Source organism: Brevibacillus schisleri (assembly GCF_055685845.1).
The window spans coordinates 1-19,083 of sequence record NZ_JBVNDM010000002.1; the positions used below are offsets into that span (position 1 = coordinate 1).

Annotated in this window: 13 protein-coding genes and 1 pseudogene; all 14 read right to left on the reverse strand. The window is 42.2% G+C overall.

The annotated features are described in order from the left end of the window. A pseudogene (locus ACUUHJ_RS31980) lies at positions 1–305 on the reverse strand (hypothetical protein); the annotation flags it as partial. Positions 306–1,085: 780 nt separating this feature from the next. Next, positions 1,086–2,336, reverse strand: coding sequence for a helix-turn-helix domain-containing protein (locus ACUUHJ_RS31985; protein ID WP_472301264.1), 1,251 nt, complete (start codon positions 2,334–2,336; stop codon positions 1,086–1,088). Between the two features lie 168 nt (positions 2,337–2,504). Then, a complete protein-coding gene (locus ACUUHJ_RS31990; RefSeq protein ID WP_472301265.1) occupies positions 2,505–3,212 on the reverse strand; it encodes a hypothetical protein in 708 nt (235 codons plus the stop codon). Between the two features lie 763 nt (positions 3,213–3,975). Further along, entirely contained in the window at positions 3,976–9,798 is a 5,823-nt protein-coding gene (locus tag ACUUHJ_RS31995; RefSeq protein ID WP_472301266.1) for an Ig-like domain-containing protein, read from the reverse strand. 585 nt (positions 9,799–10,383) lie between these two features. Continuing rightward, positions 10,384–12,447, reverse strand: a complete 2,064-nt coding sequence (locus ACUUHJ_RS32000; RefSeq protein ID WP_472301267.1) for a CARDB domain-containing protein — start codon at positions 12,445–12,447, stop codon at positions 10,384–10,386. Between the two features lie 49 nt (positions 12,448–12,496). Next, positions 12,497–13,285 (reverse strand): copper amine oxidase N-terminal domain-containing protein, encoded by a 789-nt coding sequence (locus tag ACUUHJ_RS32005; RefSeq protein WP_472301268.1) that lies wholly within the window; start codon positions 13,283–13,285, stop codon positions 12,497–12,499. 74 nt (positions 13,286–13,359) lie between these two features. Next, positions 13,360–14,124 carry a Flp pilus assembly protein CpaB gene (gene cpaB, locus ACUUHJ_RS32010; RefSeq protein WP_472301269.1) on the reverse strand — a complete coding sequence of 255 codons (765 nt, stop codon included), beginning with the start codon at positions 14,122–14,124 and terminating at the stop codon, positions 13,360–13,362. A 15-nt stretch (positions 14,125–14,139) separates the two neighbouring features. Continuing rightward, positions 14,140–14,568 (reverse strand): hypothetical protein, encoded by a 429-nt coding sequence (locus tag ACUUHJ_RS32015; protein WP_472301270.1) that lies wholly within the window; start codon positions 14,566–14,568, stop codon positions 14,140–14,142. A 6-nt stretch (positions 14,569–14,574) separates the two neighbouring features. Further along, positions 14,575–14,994, reverse strand: coding sequence for a DUF4320 family protein (locus tag ACUUHJ_RS32020; RefSeq protein ID WP_472301271.1), 420 nt, complete (start codon positions 14,992–14,994; stop codon positions 14,575–14,577). Further along, on the reverse strand, positions 14,994–15,227 hold the full coding sequence (locus ACUUHJ_RS32025) for a hypothetical protein (RefSeq protein WP_472301272.1): 234 nt from the start codon (positions 15,225–15,227) through the stop codon (positions 14,994–14,996). Before ACUUHJ_RS32025 ends, ACUUHJ_RS32020 begins: the two co-directional genes overlap by 1 nt. A 17-nt stretch (positions 15,228–15,244) precedes the next feature. Next, complete coding sequence (locus ACUUHJ_RS32030; protein WP_472301273.1) at positions 15,245–16,147, reverse strand: hypothetical protein; 903 nt, start codon at positions 16,145–16,147, stop codon at positions 15,245–15,247. 18 nt (positions 16,148–16,165) lie between these two features. Further along, positions 16,166–17,053 (reverse strand): type II secretion system F family protein, encoded by an 888-nt coding sequence (locus ACUUHJ_RS32035; protein ID WP_472301274.1) that lies wholly within the window; start codon positions 17,051–17,053, stop codon positions 16,166–16,168. Next, positions 17,044–18,402: an ATPase, T2SS/T4P/T4SS family gene (locus ACUUHJ_RS32040; RefSeq protein ID WP_472301275.1), complete on the reverse strand. Its 1,359-nt coding sequence runs from the start codon at positions 18,400–18,402 to the stop codon at positions 17,044–17,046. Before ACUUHJ_RS32040 ends, ACUUHJ_RS32035 begins: the two co-directional genes overlap by 10 nt. Next, on the reverse strand, positions 18,399–19,079 hold the full coding sequence (locus ACUUHJ_RS32045) for a hypothetical protein (protein ID WP_472301276.1): 681 nt from the start codon (positions 19,077–19,079) through the stop codon (positions 18,399–18,401). The genes ACUUHJ_RS32040 and ACUUHJ_RS32045 overlap by 4 nt, the downstream gene beginning before the upstream one ends. Positions 19,080–19,083 lie beyond the last annotated feature (4 nt).

Consider the following 19,083-nt stretch of genomic DNA (forward strand, 5'->3'; position numbering starts at 1 on the left):
GCCTGATAACCCAGGATTGGTCCCCAGAAATCCAGAAAATAATTGTCCACTCCGGTGAAGTTCCCATGTTCTTTCGGTAGTGGATCTCGAAGGCGCTCTAATGAAAATTTCTTTACTTCTTCTTCCGTGTAGTATCGCTTGTCATTGACGGTCTTCTCGAAGGCTTGGATCTCTTTTGTACCAGTCTCCTTGTTTTCTCGCAGTCTAGTGAATGGGGCTTTCTCTTCTGTATCGACAAAACGGAAGTAAATTAATTCCGTGGTGCCGTTCCTAAGGTTTTTGTTCTTCCTATCCTTTCCTTGCATCCTTACTCCCTCTCTTTCTTGGGAAGCAAAATAAAAAGTCCTGATCTCCCGTCTAACATACGGGTGACAGGACTTTTCGTTTGCAAGAAAAGACGAAAAGTAACCCATAACATAATCTATCATCACCATGCAAAAGATGGCAAAATCCGCCGTTGAGTTGTCATGTGCCATTGTGTATAATGGACGTACAACTAAGGCAAATAGATAAAAAAGTCATGGATACCTGTTCACCCGGTCCGTTCAAAAACCGTTGGGTGGGCAGAGGTCAGAAAGTGCTGGGAACACTTCTGTCTCTGATCTGTGGCTTTTTTATTTTATCTTCCGATTAATTTTAAAAGCATTTGTCCGTTAATTGCATTATAACACATCATCAGACACCAAAAGCACATAAAATACTTAAGCCGTTTTGGTTAAAATTAGTCTAACATGCCAGAATAAGAGTTTCAATATAAAGTGAAATAGATATATAGTATGACTATTTCAAATCAATCACACTTTCTATTTTCCTAGATCGATAAACAGAAATAGCCCCTTAGACACATTACCAAAGACCTCATACCGCTGAACATGAGCGTAGATTGAGAGAGCAATGCCCTGTTAACACAATCAAAGCCCTCCATTTTGGAGGGCTTTTGTCGTCTTTTCTATTACCAGTCTGGTTCAACTTTATAGGGTTCTCCCTTCGGTTCGCACGCTTCCGATACTACCGGCGAGGAAAAGAACACCACAAGAGCAAAAATCCAGAGCAGCTTTTGCATAAAACTCTCCTCCTTCTATTGTTTACAAAATATTATCACATATGTTCTCAATTAACTCCATGTGTTCAAACGAAAGACTCTTATTATTAGTTCGGTGATGACGTAAGAACAGGCGTATTCCTTCGATGACCTCTGTAGCTATACCTATCCGCTTGTAATGCTTGATACTTTCAATCAGACTTTGAAATCCTTGATCAAATCGCTCCAACGAGATTAGGCAGAGTGCCTTACGTCTGTAGTATTGCGCTAGTGTCTTAATTCGGTACGGATGTTGCGGCATCGTCTCAGGTAGAAACGTATCCTCCGTTTCAATCAAACGTAATAGCTCGTCTGCCTTCCCAGCATCCAAATAGGATTCCATTAGGTCAACAACGACCGATATACGCCCTTCCCTGCTCGCCTCGTTTAAGCAAACGTTGAACAGGTTGATAGCTTCGTCGTGCTGCCTCTTTTTCGCGAGCAGCGTCGCACGAAAATGATTCTTTCGGAAATCGGCATATTCGCTGTTTTCGTACTCTTTTAAGTAGATCCCAGCAACATGATAGTCCCCATAGTAGATGCAGGAGTTAAACAGGGAAATGTATGCTGATGCTTTTGGCCTGCTATCAGCGCGATCCTCACGCAATCCCTGCCTACACAAATCAATACTTTCATCGTGTAAGTCGAGTATGTTGGCATGTACGCCCATTTTATAATAGTAATCAATGCGATCCTCTGCATACAGATGCTCGGTGTAGAGCAGCAACTCCTTCCCACGGTGATATGTTTCTTCGAAACGAGAGAAATCGTCTCGCTCGATCAAATACCTTTCATATAAGGCGTTTGCAAGATATGAAGGTATGCCCTTGCTCCTTGCGAAGTTAATAATTGAATCGCACAGAATACGTTTTATTCGTTTGTTCTGTGTATCTCTGGCTGTACTGGCGATATGCTCTAAAGCTCTAAACGTATCGATACGCGGAGACTCTAAATATCTCCCGGTAACTTTAGAGACAAGCGCCTCCCAGCCTTCGCTGATCACCTCTGCGAGTATGACCTCTAGCGTCTTAGGATGCTGTGTGGTGTCTACATATGCGTTTATAATGGCAATAGGTGCTACATCGATGGCTTCTGCTATTTTTCTCCATGTAGTATAACTTGGCCGTTTAGTTTCTCCGATTTCAATTGAGGATATGGCACTTTTGCTAACTCCTGACAATTCTGAAAGCTCTGCGAGTGATACATTTCGTCGACTACGATGACTACTAATGAGTTCACCTAATGAAAGCGACACCCTTTACTGAACCCCCTTGATATCTCCTAATTTTTGTATTTAGTTCCACTTTACCACAAAACAAATTTGTACAGGAAAATAAATTTTCTGTAAAAGAAAAAAGAGACTAAAGCTCTACTTCCCTCCAGCAAAAAGAGAGCCCACTATGGCTCCCTTTTATGACATTAATTAAAGGATTTTAGGCACAAAGCAGACTCCGATAGGCAAGTAAGCAGTTCCACTACCAACCACTACATCATCTAAAGGCCATGGCCTTCTTTCCATTACATCAAATTCATAAGTTTGATACCAGGGATACGCTGTAATAATTCCCGTTTTCCCTGCTGGAACAGTTATAGGTTGCTCATCTGAAACAGTGTAACCCTTGGTAACGCTAAATCCAACACCAGCACTAACAGCCTCAGCGCTAACGGAAACATTTGCACTATATGACGCATTTACGCTTTCAGAAATGATCATTTTACCCCCAGGAGGTGCATAACTAGAACTTCTAATTTTTTTTGTCCCGCAGGCTTCCGATTCACGTTTCAATTTTACGTATTGAGCTGCTAAAATTGTCACATCAGGTCCTGTTCGATCAATTAATTTAGGTGTTGATTTAACCATCGGTACAACCAAAGTGATTTCGCCAGTCGGCTTAACGTTCATACCACTTATTTCACCAAATTTTTTTGTATCTTTTATCTTAATTACTTTTTTGGTAATACCATCAAAATTTTGGTAACTAACATCACCTAGTTTTTCTAAACCGTCACAATAATTAACCTTATTAGTATCTGCTGATTTCGCAAAAACCCCTGTTGAAAGTCCTGTCGATAACGTCAACACAAAAACCAGAATAAACATCAAAGATTTGGAAAGTCCATTTTTCAACATTATCCCTCCTCCTTTTTGGTATAATATACCATATGTGTATTTGTAAGGAAATGTAATATTCTAAAAAAATACAGGAGTGTGATTAATTCATGGAAAAAATGATTGTTAAAATCGTGCTATACAGCTTTATTGTCAGTTTTTGTGCCCAAATTTTATTCACAAGTCGATACCAAAGTGTACCTAAACCAGGTACTGATCTATTCGATATTGTTTATCTTCCCGTTGACGAGTACATCCTATCAATTCTTCAAAATTCTATTGTTATTTCTTTTGTTACCTCTATTGTTTTTACCGGTTCCTTCTACCTGTATAAAATAATCAAAGAAAAAAACAAATCTCGCTGATGATAGCATGTTTGGCCAACACCTGCAGCTGCGGTCGGGACGGCTTCGCACGTCGCACTCCTGGTTGTCCTTCCGAATCGATGCGCCGCCATCGGCACGCGGAGCCAGCATGTTTGGCCAACACCTGCAGCTGCGGTCGGGACGGCTTCGCACGTCGCACTCCTGGTTGTTCTTCCGGATCGATGCGCCGCCATCGGCACGCGGAGATAGCATGTTTGGCCAACACCTGCAGCTGCGGTCGGGACGGCTTCGCACGTCGCACTCCTGGTTGTTCTTCCGGATCGATGCGCCGCCATCGGCACGCGGAGATAGCATGTTTGGCCAACACCTGTTGTTCCCTGAGAAAACACCTACCTTAAAATAATTGCGAACACCAAAACAAAAGAAAGAGTGCCGTTAAAGGCACTCTTTTTCTTTTGTTATTGTAGATCACGAACAGACTGATATTTTACGTTTCCGGAGAAGTATGCATATCGGATCAAGAACGTCACAGCCTCTTCTCTCGTCACTATATCTGTTGGAGCTAATCGATTGCCACTCTTTCCAACAAGCAAATTGTGGTTGGCTGCAATGGCCAAATCACTTCGATATTGCTGCTGTACGTCTTTCCCGTCTACAAAAGAGCCAAGCTTGCTTAGATCGCCATTTAAAGGCGCTTCCAGGGCCGCCATATCCGTTTCAATGGCGCGGTTTGCCAGCGCGACTAACTCTTGGCGGGTTAACGTATCTTTTTGGAGACGGAGGCTCTGAGCTGCTTCCTGCACGCGATTAAATTGCCGCTCATTCGTGAAGCCACGGAACATCTCCAACGCTTCATTTACCGAAATGGCTCCCTTCATATCCTTGGTGGCTTCTGGCTTCATACCCTTCATGTTGTGCATTTTCTCCACAGCATCTTTGGCCCATGAGCTGCTAGAGACTTTGGCCAATTTCATCGGCTTGTAGTACCCTTCCCCATCAATCCGTGTCTCGATTGTATCGACGCTTGCAATGAATGTTGGGATCAATCTCCAAGCCATGGTGGACTGGTCCAGTTTATACAAGCCCCATTCTTTCGGATCAGCGCCTTGTGGTAGCTGATAACGGGCCAGCATCGGAATATCCCCGACCACCTTCACTGCCTGTCCGTCATCTGCGAGTAGATTGATATTCAAGCCAACAGACTTGTCGTACACGGTGTAATCCACGGCGACGACTTTTACGACATCCTCGATTACGCTATTATCTGCAGCCCGCAATACCTTCACGGATGTGCAAGGGGAAACCCCAATTACGCTCATATTGCCCCCATCAATTTCGACATCTGGCAGGGACATGTTACCGCAAGAATTAGCTGGGAAGGTAATCGTTTCGGTGGTCTTTTCTCCTCCAATAACATCCTCTAAGTTGTCACTCGGCTTCGAGGTAGTTCCTCCTGGAGAAGGGTTTGGCATTGGTTTCGAACCACCTGTATTCTTGTCTTTGTCGTGATTTTTGTCCTTATCCTTATCAGGATCTTCTTCGGCTTCCACAACAGTGACCTGTGCAGTACCAGCTTGTTTGGAGTACGTAGCCGTCACGGTTACTTCTCCCGTTTCCAAAGCAGTCAGTCGATTGCCAGAAATCGATGCGACTGACTCATCATCGACTGTCCACTTAGTATTGTTCGTGACATCACGTTTTTTGCCGGTAGCATAAGTGGCGAAGGCACGTAGCGTCTGCTTGCTCCCTTCTTCCATTTTCGCAGCCGCTTGGACGGTGATGCTCGTTACGCTTCCTGGTTGCTCGATGATGTGAACCGAAGCAGAGCCGTTCTTTCCTTCGTAGGTGGCGGTTACTGTTTCTGTGCCGATCGCATCGGACGTCACTTTCCCACTTTGAACAGATACGGCGCCAGAAGCACTCCATTCTGCCTCTTCTGTTACTTCCCAGCTTTGGCCATTCTCAAAATGAACGGTTGCCTTCAACTGTTCCTGCTCCCCAATGATGACCTCTAAGCTTTCTGGGGATACTGTCAGCTCTCTCACTACCAGCTGATACGCAATGTCTTGGGTTTGCTCGGTTTTATTCCCGCCAACGTCTACTGCGACGACAACAAACCGGTTTGCACCTTCTACAAGAGGAACGTCGATATCCGCTTTGTAGTAGTACCCCTCAAATTTCACAGGGTATGGCTTTCCGTTAATCAAAACGTGATCAATGCCTTGGTTGTCCTCCATCGTAATGAACAACGTAGCGGCCTTCTCGTTCTCTTTTAGCTTGTAGCTAATCGACGTAATCGTAGGCGGCGTTGTATCCGGAATAGCAAGTGTCGTGACTGTGTACGCATCCGGATCGATCCATAGCGGCTCTCCTGGAAGCTTGATTCCAATACGAACATCGTATTTGGTACTTTCCGACAGCTGCATCACCTTTACCGGCGTCTTTTCTTCTTCGAGAATCTTGTTGACATTGGCTTTTTTATTCTCTGTTGCAACGTGGTACATCTGCCCAGCCTTATGCTCGACATTAAAATGAGCATCGTAGCCATTGCTTTGCTCGTTAAATGTCACGTATTCTGCGTTAAGAGACAGAATTTCGTAGGGAACATCCACGACATTTCCAACGATATCCGACACCCTGACGTTACCCTTTTTGAATTTGTTGTCTTGCGAAAGAGATTTAGACAACTGAGTGATGTCTAATTTCTTCCACGAGTCTGTATCTGTTTGATACCACAGGTCATAGGTAAGGTTATCTGAATAGGTCATATCGATTGCAGCTGCGCTGTTTTTAGAAACTTTGTCATACGCAAGCGACAGATTTGGCGCGATCCAATCGGCCAGATAGAAATACACGTAAGATCCTGCGTCTTTTCCAAATTGATTCTTGAAGTTAATAGTTACTTTGTATAGACCAGGAGAATCAACATGGAAATCTTTTTTAATTTCGTTGTTCTGCACGGTACTCCACTCGGACCACGCCCCGTCATTGATTGAATATCTCCACTCAACAACGTTTGTTAACTGAGAGAGTTTAAGCGGTAGCTCTTGCCCTTTCACCAGCATTGCTTTATTATTACCTCGCCCATCCAGCTCGATGGTTTTTCCATTCCGATCATCTGGATTAAACTCCGAAGGGGCTGGGTTTTCTGGGTCTTTTTCATATTCCCCTAGCGCTTTCCTAGTCTCCGCACTACCAATATCTACGACTACTGTTTCGATGCCATCTCCATTTTTAGCAACGACTTCGTATTCATTCAAAGTTTCGTTTGCAAGAGGGCTATTGTCCCAGGTTAAATCAGGAGACCAATCTCGCACATTACCAGTGGTCTTATTCGTGATTTTATAAAGGGTGCCTTCTGGATTGTCTGCCAAAAGGGTTACCTTAATATTTTCATAGCCAGCATCATACCTAGCCGTAGTCACACGATTAGCCAAGGTGTACAGCTCAGGACTGAGTACAGCTGCAGATTCAACTCCGTCCGCATTGCGCGTCTTGATTTCATACTGCTGTTTCGTATTGGCCGTCAGATTGAGCAGCTGCAGAAAATTATTTCCTGCTACCCATCCGGAATCATAGCTATCTCCTTGGACACTCTTCACCAATACTTCCGTCACCATTGGATTTCCATTCATGTCAAATGACAAGAAGACTTCATTTGGACTGGCGACATTCATACTCACATTGATTACCGGCTTGGATAAGGAATACACATCTTTGGATACCGGCTCTGTCACGTTATTGAGCTGATCCCGCGCCAAAATGGTAATCGTATGTTTGTCATTGGCAAGTGGGGCTGGCAGCTCAAAGTTGACATTGGCATCGCTGTACGACAGAACCGTTCCTGTTGCGCCGTCCGAAATCTCGTATTGAGTTTCAGATGCGTTCTTCCCAACATTGAAAGAACCTTTGATTTTTCCATCTATGGCAACCAACGTCACATCTTCCGCTTTGATCGGATATGCTTTCGTTGTGACAGTACCTACCGGTATCGGGTCCGATTCACTATTTTGCCCTTGTGCTTGAGCAACAACCGTATAGGTCCGATTCCCTTGAGGGAGATCCTTAAAGGTGAAAGACAGGTCTGTTGAATACTCCGTCTTATCCGTTACCCCATCCACCCAGAATCGATATTTGGTACTGGCTGCATTATTATTCGGATCGACCGTTACTGTGAAGCTATTCTCCGTGACGTTCGAGAAAACTCCATGAGTAGGGACATCGACTTTCGTTATAGCCTCCGCTGTCACGTAGTCTGTTGCGATCCCCTTTTGACTAGGCCGTCCATTGAATGCACGAAGGCGTATCTCAAAATGGGTATCCTTGTCCAAACCATTCATGATATACAGATAGTTCGAGCTGGCTGAATTAGCAAATGGCAGCCAAGCAACATCTCCCTTTTTTCTGTATTCAATCTCATGATTTGTATAATTAGGGTTTACCGGCTTCACTTTGAGAATGATGCTCGTTGTAGTCGTCTCAATAGATTCAATCTCCGGAGCAGCCGCTAGTGAATACGCTGTTTTCGAAGGGGACAACGGCGACTCAGCTATCGCATTGTAAGAACGCACATTGTATGTCTGCTCCGTATTAGTCGGGAGGTTCGTATCCTCTACTTCCAGACCAGGGATGTCGCTAAATTCTTGTCCCCCACGATAGAACTTGTAACCAGTGGTGTCGGGTGTTGGTTTTGTTTTGACATGAATAGATGTCGGAGAAGTGGCTTCCACACTATCCAATTGTGGGATTTCGTTGGCACCAAATGCATACCAATTGCTCCAGTCGCCTAGAACACCAGTGTTTGAGATTGGTCGGATTCGCCATTCATGCACGCTTCCCCAATCCAACGGATTGCTAGACGGTTGAACGAATTGACTCGTTGCCTGCTCGATCAAGGCCGAATCATACAGTAATGTTGAAGCTCCAATCTTCCGGACTTGTAGGTAGAATCCTTTTTGGTCCTCCCCTTCGTCCTGTGAATAGTTCCACTTATAAGTAGGTGTGACAGTGTGAGTTTGCTCTCCACCGCTCGGCCCAATTGGTGTGATGACAGGCTTATGACTTGTTCGGAAAAGGAAATCCGGATCATTATTCATGTAAGAGTATACCGGCTCGTTGTGGCCATCTTTGGTGGATAACCGTAATTTAATCATTCCATCTACACCGGCCGCATCCCATCTATACTGAATATTGCTTCCTTGAATCGAGAATAAGGAGTCGGTTATCGTTTTATCCGTGAAAATCGGGTTCCAGTCATTGCTTCCTTCTTGTTGCCATTCCATACTCATCAGCAAGCTATTTTCAGGAGTATAATCATCTGTTGGTTTGCTGAAAGAGATGTTACCCCCATCAGATAAATCTTGTGGGGCTAGAAGCGTTGGAGCCACAGGTTGGAAATCCTTATAGTCGTAATTAATAATGGCGTTGTATGCATAAGTAGCAGTCCGATAATTAATAGTAGCTGAGTAGTCCCATCTAGTCTCGTAATTATAGACAGGAACTTCTGTGGTTGTTGTCACGGGCCTGCTGCAGGTAATATTACCGTTACCTCTTGAACCACTACCTTGATTCCATGTAAACCAGCCCCCGTAGCTGTGGGAAGTTGATTGTAGGTTGCAGTTGCTGTCGTAGGAATGATCATATTCAGTGGCAGATGTATACCACCGTTCAGTCCCATGCTCATCTTTTTCGTAACCTGAAGTTGACCAAGTGATACTCCACGAATAGTTACTAAAATGTTGATAAGTGGTTTCTGTTTTGGTTTGTGTGTACGGAGGAATACGAACCTGATAAGATGTACCGCCTGTCCAACCAGCTCCCAATGTATCACCATTCACAGTCGTTTCCAATGTACCGTTTGTTGTTGTCTTTGAAACAACATCATAGAGTCCAGGAATTACTTTACTTGCTGATCCCGTGCTTGTCGTGTTTCCATTATCAGTCAAAGTGGTCGAATCGCTCTTGAAAGAAGTTGGATTCCCTCCTTCCAAAGTAATAGTTGCTTGATTCTTATTAAGAGAAGCACTTCCCTTTCCATTATCTGAGGTAACAGTTGTGCTTGTTACCACATTCGCTGGTATAGTAACCGTTTGTGTTTGTTTAGCATAAATGCCTGTAGAGGTTACCGGCATCGATCCTTTCCTTATAACAAAACCATTGGTCAACTGCTTCTCCGGAGCTACTTGATCTGCTAATGCGATTGGTATATTTAAATTAGAAGGTGATAGCAAAACAAGAAATGTTAATAAAAACAATACTAACTTTCTAAATGATCGTTTCATGTAGAGCCTCCCTGTTACTATTTATGATTTCTAGCTACCCTATGACTGATCCAATTCCCGAAAATAATGAATATTCTGATAACGCAAAGACAACCTCATTGCACCCCTCATTTCACTTCGGAAATATTCAAGAGATTTTATTAATGTTTAATTAGCTTTCAACACCTCAGCTTGTCCACCCCTCTTTCCTAGGAAAATCGGGAGGGGCAAAAATACAGTTGTAATGACATCTCAAGCAGGCTTGGGAAGTCGGCGGCTCACAATAGGCATGTGCCCGGAATCGATTGCTTCAACTCTTTCCTGAGGTTCCGGGCGGCATGGCCCACATTGCCGCCGACCGGGTGCTGTCAAGGGATCGTGGAATACCGGAGCGCAGGACCGATGACGAACGCGCTCTTGTTCGTTATTGGTCCGAAGAGAGGATATGCCGCGAAAGCCCTTGATAGCTCCCGCCTTGCCGGTTAAGGAGATCTACTCCTAACACGCAGCCTTATCTTTTCCATTCCATCTACCTCCATTTAAAAAGCGGATATAAAACACCTTGGACAAGGCTTTTATATCCGCCATTAAAACTGTCTCCTGATGTTAGTTTCGCTGTCTTACGTTTTGTGTATCGTCATACATGCTGCCATATATAGTTATTACTTGCGTATCGCAGAAACTAAGATTGTTTCTTCCTGCACCAGTTGCTTCGATTCTTACATGCATCTTTCCATCTTTTGTTGTTGGGGGAGTCATAAATTTCCGATGGTTTACCGATCCGCCTGTTTTGTAATATGAGAATGATCCTTGTGGCAATTCCCATGTATCATTTATCTTATTCCCAGACGTTTTGACAAGATCAACAACTCCTATGACTTTTCCTTGTGTATCTGTGAAAGTTGCTTTCACTTTAGTAGGCCCGTAATACTTGCCTCCGTATGGATCTGCTGTGCCGTGGTAACCTTTTGGAACTTTTGTCTCCCAATCGGTCCAGTATTTTGTTTCGACTTTAAGCTCAATACCATATCCTGCTCGTGTAACTTTATTGGGGTCAAGCCCATTTTGTCTTGCCCAAGGGATGATTTCCCATGATCCTCGACTTTCCCAATCTGTAGATTTTGGTTTTCTAGGATCTGTCGTAATTCCTTGCTTTGTATTAACTTTCACATCAACATCTAATTTTTCATTATAGGTGACAGTGCTCGTTGACCAGATATCATGGTGGCCATCATCATCGGTGTAATGATCTGAAATATAGTTGTATGAGGTTTTCCAATCGTCACTACGTTTTTGATTGCCACATGCTGGTGGTGTGTTATTGATTTGGTTAATATCCAAATGCAGGTTGGCCGTATTGTTCCCACGATCAATGTCAGGTTTTTCGCTTTTAGGGTCAACTATGACAGAAATGTTTGCATCTGGTGCATTTGGTACTCTCCAGTTGAATGAGACGTTTTGCGTTTGATTAGCTGAAAAGTTCTTTCTTGTATCGTGTATGACCTTTCCTTCATGGTAGAAGGTGATTTGAGTGTTGTTGGTTGCTTCATTTGCAACGTTTTTAATATCTGCAGATAGCCTAATTGTGCTGCCTGCTTCACATGGATTCCTACTTGATTTAAGATTAAGAGCTTGTAAGTCAATAGGTGCAGCTTTTGTAGTGAAATTCAAATCGAATGTACTATAGCGTTCAAAACTATCCGAAACGGTGACAGTCAAGGTGTTAGTACCATCTTTTAATAAAGACTTATATCCAGACATGTCTCTTGTTATATTGAATTTGTAACCGAATTCACCATCTTTGCCTACATTTTTATTAGCTTGTAGGACTATCTGATTTGGATTTTTACCAGTTGAAACAGCTAATGGATTTCCATTTAAATAAAGATATACGTATGCTCCGGTTTCCCAGCCTGAATAATTGTTAAATGAAGCATTTAGTGTGTACGGCTTATTCTTATCGATCACTGTCGTTTTTTGACTACCTTGTGTGAATGATACATCCAGAAAACGGGGGAAGGGTGTAGTAATCACCATAGCTCGTCCCATATTAGGAGAGGAAGCAACCTCTCCACCAGTTGCAGCTATGTCTTGTGAAGTTCCGCAAGGCTTACCTATATAACTGCTACATTTCGTTCCGTGCCTCGCCAATGAATCTGTTGCCCCACTCAGATACGCTAGATGGCCTGCTGAGAGCCAATAGGATTCCTTCCCTAAAAATAGATCCCAGGTCTTGTAAATTTCTTTTGGAAGTGTTGAACCGTGCGCTTGTTCGTACAGAGTTTCTACTTGACCTGAAACATATTCAGGATTTCCGTTATACCTCTTGGATAGTATTTTTATCTTATTGACCCGCTCACTTTTGTTTTCAGGTAAGTACACCATTGAGTAGCCAGTAAGACCGTTAAAACGCTCACCGACATTTTCTTTCAAATTAAAGTTTTGAACTTCACCTTTATGCTGAATCTTCTTTTCATCAGTAACTGTAACGTACTCCCACTGCATTGTTTCGGCCATATGCACTTCATTTTTAGCACTTGGGGACGGAGAAAAGTCACCAAAAAATTTGACTTCCTCTGCCGGTATTACTGAGTGAGGGTAATTAAGTTCTTCCGCACCCACTGTATTGACAGCCGAAAGCAGCAATCCGACTGTAAGCAAGGCGGCCAAGAGTCTATTTTTCCTCATTTCCCTAGACCACTCCATCCATGACACTTTTTTATTGTCCACTTACAATTTCCATCGAAGGGTACTCGATACCAACAGATCCAAAAGCAGTTCCGTTTTGACCCGCAATACCAATGCCACCTTTTGCATCTGTTAGTTTCAGCTCAAATGACTCTCCTGGTTGCATGTATTTAGTTTTTACGACTTTTCCATTCTCACCTTTGAATTGAACCAGCGCGTAACCAGTGACATCGCTAGGAACAGTTCCTTTTAGCACACCATTTTCAACTGTAAAACCTGCTGCCATACGCTTTAAAGCATCAACATTCTCTGCTTGCCCTGGACGTTGAGCAGGATTCGCAGGTGTTCCTGTTATAGGAGGTTTGACATTGGAATCCTTTGTGGTTGTTGAAATAACGACTGTTCGTTCAGCTTCATTCCACTCTACTTTTGCTCCGAGTGTTTCGCTGACGAAACGCAACGGGACAAAAGTTCGGTTATTTTTCAAAATAGCTTTTGCATCGAATTTCTTTGCTACACCATTAACATTCGCTTGATTCTCTCCAATTTTCAGGAAAATCGACAATGCTTGATCTCCAACTTTCAACATACCGACTACTTGAGTTTTCGGATTCCAGCTCACATGTGACCCTAATTCTTCTGATACAAACCGTATAGGAATCATCGTTCTTTTATTAGCTGGATCGATATATGGTTGTGCATCTGGAAATTTCACTTCTGCTCCATTAACTTTTACTTTTACTGGTTGTTCAGCAGCTTGAACATATACCGGCAGAGTCAGAAGAGAAATAGCCATTAAAAACACAAGAATTTTCTTCATTGAAATCCCACCTTTTCCATTATTTGTTTATTTTTGCTTTTTTGAAAGAGAAGCCGCTGCAGACTTCTCTTGCCTTACTTCTTCTTGCTACTATCCAGAATTTGCATTCCCGCTTTTTCTTCTGTCTGTACTGAGCTGGTAGCTACTTTCGGATCGAAACCTGACGGGAGAAGATAAATTCTGCCCTGTTCTTGATAAGCAACTAAATCAGCAGCAACTTCTGGCTTTACTTTTAAAATTGCTACAGTTGGAATCTTGTTACGACCTTCTGCCTGATCTGGACTTTTCACATCCGCATTTTGCCGATCGTACACAAGCAGACCCTTTAGCTTTTTATTCTGTGCTGGTGTAATGAGGGCTGGTGGAGTTTGCTGATCGCCTTCAATATACACATAAGCATCAACTAAAACCCCTGGTTTGATGTAGTCACCTGTAGATCGAACTTGGTCAGTAGCTACCCCAACGAACAGCTCCCCATTTAATTCCATAGGGGAACCAAATTTTGACTCTCCAGCTGATACCAGTTGAGAACGTTTCACTGGATATCCTTTAGCGATACCTAGTTCGCCGCTGTACTGTAATCCCGAGCCTTGTAGTTCTTTCAAATCTGTAATTGCGTCCTGTGGAATCTCAGCCTCTACTACTTCTCTTGTCTTTAATTTGTTTTCAATCTTTTCATACGGCTTGATATCTTCTGCAGCAACCAGCACTTCTCTCGTTTTGACACGCCCTTCAACGTAGCTCGCATTCAAAGCTACAGCAGTAAAAGAAATTAATGCGGCTCCACCCAAAATCAAGGCTATGCGTGTATACCTGTTCCAAAGACCTTTGATTTTCACTTACAACGCTCCTTATTACTTATAGTTAACCAGATACGGTGTCTTCTTTTTAACGCTTATCGGGTAGGTAGGTAATCCAAGAATTATCCCGCTCACAACATCTACTTTTGTTCTAAATTCAGCCTCAATTCGTGGCTTATTTCCGGTGTAAGTGACAAACAAATCAAATTCACTGTCCTTGTAGTGATCATTCACAAGGTTTGAGTCCAAAGAAAGCGTATCAATAAAGATTTGCCTCCCCGCTTGATATGCGGTCATCTCGTCGAGTCGAACTTCTCCAAATTGGTAATCCTCTTCCTTGCTGGCAGCAATAATGGCTGAGTCAATTGCTTGATTCATCGTTTTTTCCAACCGCTCATATGATGCTTTAACAACCAAAACATCCTGGGTTAGTATTACAGCAAAGAGTCCAAAAATGAGTAATCCTATTAACTTGTATGGCATTGGTTATCACCTCACAAATGTATGGGCTAAACCGTTTACAGTGACCTCAGCCGGGAAAGTGATTGTATAACCAAGAGGCTTTAATGCCACACATTCATATGTTGCGACAACAGTTAGCTCGATAGGATCGCCACGCTGTACCATGGTATCCTCCGGACTAGCAGTAATTGTTAACCGGTTCGGATCGACACCTAATTGGCTAATGAATGTATTGAATTGATCTCTTGTAGTTGAATCAAAAATGTTTTCAGCTTTGAAAATTTCCATGGTTTCATTGGCCGCGAGATTCATATTTTGTTTGAGGTTGATATACCCATAGATATCAACGCCAAGGTAAGCCAAAATACAGAAGATAAAGAAGGAGTAGAGAAAGATGATGACTTGACCATCACCCTTCTCATTTTTCAAATGCTTAAGCATTTTCATTACAGGCCATTCAAAGGACCAAGGATTTTGCTTTGTATAAAGTCTGGCAACCAACCAGTCAATAAACCATGAGCAATTACAACTACGGCAACAGCAATAACTCCAAAGCCCACATTTTGGATCATATCTCCGCGTTCATTTGATACTGTACGCAGCGCATATTGGCCAAATCTCTTTACTTTTCCAACAGTAGTTATCAATCTGTTCTGAACAATATTTGATACCTTTTTCATAAAATTCCCTCCGGATTTTAAATTTCGTTGATTTTCATGAACACTTGCATGAATGCAATAATGACTGCTAAAAAACCATGGAATGCAAGTAAGACATATAATTGCTTCATTTGTTGGGGTTTGTTCTTGGTTAGTTCTTCCAATGAAGTTTTACGAATTACTCGGAGGTCATCTTTAATCATTTCAAAGTAGTTCTGAGCCTCTTCGTACCCTACCTCAATTCCAATTTTCACTGCAGCTGCGAATGTTTGCATAATAGGGATTCCCGTTTGTTTGGCAAACAATTCAATTGCTTCTGTTTCTTTCATAATTCGCATGTTCCCAATTAATCCTTTAAGCATGTGAGCCATAATCGGGTTGCTTGTTTTTTGAACTTGCTTAAATGTGACCGAGAACGGTTTCCCAGACTCTAATGCAATCATCATTTTATCGATTAGAGTAGGTAGATCTTTAATAATCTTCGCTTGCCTCTCTTTATACTCTTTTTCGATACTTCTCAAATTTTTCACAAACAGAAATACTGCAAATATTGGTGTTGCCAAAAAGTAGATAGGTGTTTGAGTCAAAATAGGAAGAATCAAAGTCGGTAATGAACCGGCAATTGACCAAAGGACCAACTTTGCTATCCGCTGCTCAAATGATTCATCCAACCCCAGCAGATTATACTTTTTCCGGAGTGAGCTACCAAATATTCTATCTAACGGTAGTTTTTTCTCCACCTTCGGAATGATTCTGTCCGAAATCAAGTTAACAACCGCACCATCTTTACCCTTGCGCAACTCACTATCTGTTTTGATAATCTGACTTGCTCGGCTTGCATGTCTTTGCTGCCCTTGAAATCCAGGTAAGATCAAATGCAAAATCGTAATGGTAAACAACGCAAGTCCTAGTGCAAGCAGAATCGAAACTATACCTTGCAATTAAGCCCCCCCTTCCTTTTACAATTCATCCAGATTTAGAGATAGGTAATCATCCCCTTTCACAAGGGCATATATGGTACACACAAAGAAAGAGACAATGAATATTTGACCAAACCAAGTGTCCAGAAATATATTCCCGTTGTCACTATTTAAGCCACTTACAATCATTGGCATTGCCCAGCAGCAAGCAATGACAAAAAGGAAGTTCTTCTTTTCTTTCTTTGATTTAATATCAAGAGCATTGATCTCTGAAATATCGAATGCCATTGCCTCAATCGAATCTTTCAGGCTTTTAATGGCTTGCTCTGTATATCCATCACTGTTAGCCATAAGCAGTTTTTCTATGAAATCATAAAATTTATTGATTTTTACTTTTTGCGCCATTTCGTAAAGGACAGCCTCTGGCTTTAGCCCAAGGTCCAGACCATTCTTTACGACTTCGAACATTTCTTTGGTTTCTCCGGTCATATCTGCAATTGAAGCATTTAGTGCCTGTTGCAATTGAGGAAAGTCAACTAATTTGGATGTAAGGATCTTCAAATTATCAGGAAGCTCCTTGAGTATTGTCATTCTTTTTTTCTTTTTGATTTTCAAAACCATATACCTTGGTGCATAGAAACTCAGAAAGAACCCAACGATGACGAAAAAGAAATTCTTAATGTACATGGAAATGAGGACACATATCCCCACTGCTGCAAACGAAATTATCAAGAACTCCTTTTTGTTAATTCTCCAACCAGCACTTTCCGCTTCCGCTCTAACCTTGTCATACCCTAATGCAGAAATTAGTCCGTTTCCTTTTTCATTTACTACCTGAACCTTTTGGGTACGTGGTAAGAGAAGTAGTAAAGCAATGAACCAGATCAGAAAAATGGCGCCAAACATATAAATGTCATTTAAAGCCATTCCGGATCACACCACTTTTCCATCACTTCTTGAGGACAATGGTTCATTTTCATTTTCTGAACGAGTTTCTTTACATTGCCCACCCTTTCAAATTCTTTCGTATCGTAGTTGTATCTAAAGATCGTATTCATAATCGGGTCTTTCCCGTCCTTATACCCCATCAACTCTGCGACTTCTAGCATTCTCCGTGTACCGTTGTCGTTCTTTTGGTGGAGAATTAAATCTACAAAACTCCCGACTTGTGATGCTGCGATGTCGTTATTACCGCACAACTGCATCATACGAGTGGCTCCATCTTTCGCTGTATTAGCGTGAAGAGTAAGGGCTGTATACTGTCCAGCATTCATTGCCTTTAGTGCTTCTACTGCCATTTCTTCATCCCGAATCTCACCAATGAATACCCATGTTGGATTTTGGCGTAGGGACATTTTAATCAGTTTTGCAATTCCGTATCTCCGAGACGGTTTTTCATGGTCTTTCGCAACAAATTGCTTGATATGAGGATAATGTGCATATTGTTTTTTATCTTTTAGAAGCATTTCTGCGGAATCCTCGATTGTAACAATTCCAGTTATCGGATCGAGATATAAAGGAATCCGAAGTAATTGACTCGTTTTCCCGCTATTCACACCACCGATAATCAAGGTATTTGGTCCACACGGATAGATCACTTCAAAAAACTCTATCATCTCTTCTGATAAGTTCCCATATTGGATGCAGTCTTCATCAGAATAAACATCTGGTGGGAACTTACGAATTGAAATGACGGGACCTTCTATACTTACGCCACCAAGTTTTTGATCCAATACAACGTTAATCCGGAATCCCTTGTAATTACTGTCAATAATCGGCTCAGATGCTGTCAATGTCTTCCCCATTGGCGAAAGCATCTTAGAAATAATGCGGTAAACGTGATCATAGTCATGGAACTTTATGTCTTTCCTATGTACCATTTTCCCGGACTCTTCCACAACAACCTCGTTCAGCATAATTTCAATGCTTGATATTTTTGGATTATCCAAAATGTCCTGGAGAACACCCAATTCAGTAATTTCCTTTTGGACATTGATAGTCAAGACATTTAAATCGGTAGTAAACCCTTTATGAAGGTTCGCTTCCTTGATGTACTCTGCAATGATGTGGCGCACCCTAGCCCGCGCCGTCTCATCGATGAGAGCGTTGACGAAATCATCGTTATGATTGTCCCGCAAATAATACTGGACATTTTTCAAAAGCTGTTCAAACCTCTGGTGGTCGGATAAATTAAGATCGGACGGCAATCCTGTTGTAACGCTCCCAACTTCATAACGGATAAAATCAAGTGGGTTAATCATTCCAACTATACTCAAACTTCACTCACCTTCTTAAGCAAATCTCCCATTTTGAACGTAAGCGACTCTTCTTTAAACTCCGGAATGAAATTTTTAGAGTGCATAAATATTTGATCGCGTCTAACTCCGTAGTTTTCAGCCAGTTTTTGGAATGTCGCGTATGCCCATGGTAACTCTTTGGAATCGTTTATTGTAATTACCACAACATCAGCCTGTCGAACAGAAAAGAACGTCATAGGATGAACAAATTGCCCCTGTAAGACCAGGTTGATAAAGCGGTATTGCCCTTGAAGTTCCCTCATGATGTAAGCCGGCATATCCATCAACGTCTCTTTATTTTGAAGGTTTAAAATCGTTGGCGTATCCGGTTTTGTCTTTGAAAAAATAGGAATGAAATGCACAGCATAATCTTTCACAATGTAGTCATCCACCGAATCAATCTTGTGCCGCTCATAATCAAGCAGTAGTTGATCTATGGATTTTTCTTTAGGAATTTCTTCATCGTACTCAAAAGCCAACCGAGGCATCCCCAAGCACGGAAGTTCACACAAAACCGAAGTATAGGACGGATCTTGTTTCAAGGCGTATTCAGCAAACTCTTTTGCCACACCTGAGACATCCGATCCATTCGGATTAAAGAAGGCAATTGTATAATTACGACTTAGCGTTAACGTTTGTTTTTTCCTACCAAACAAAAAT